The sequence below is a fragment of the Rhodobium orientis genome, from assembly GCF_003258835.1.
Classification (GTDB): Bacteria; Pseudomonadota; Alphaproteobacteria; order Rhizobiales; family Rhodobiaceae; genus Rhodobium; species Rhodobium orientis.
Genome location: NZ_NPEV01000195.1, coordinates 1 through 259 on the forward strand (window position 1 = coordinate 1; position 259 = coordinate 259).

Annotated in this window: 1 protein-coding gene; it reads right to left on the reverse strand. The window is 45.9% G+C overall.

Features of this window, described 5'->3' with window-relative positions; genetic code table 11:
- The coding region (locus CH339_RS25810; protein ID WP_210207414.1) for a hypothetical protein at positions 1-259 on the reverse strand (259 nt) is incomplete at both ends.

The window sequence follows — 259 nt, forward strand, 5'->3', positions numbered from 1 at the left end:
TATTGCCGGCGTTCCGGTAATAGCTGTACGTCCGGCCGGCCAAGATCGGCTGCTCCCCGTTTTGAACCATGCCATCAATCATGTCATCGATTCTTCTCATAATAAAATCCGCAAGTTCGTAAAAATCGATATCCAGTTCATTAAAGATAAACAAATTTTGATAAGACTGCACGATGCCTTGAACGATCACGGAGAAGTCTGACAGATAAGGCTTCACAATGTCACCGTAGGCGGCTGACAGCGCGTTTTGATACGTCTC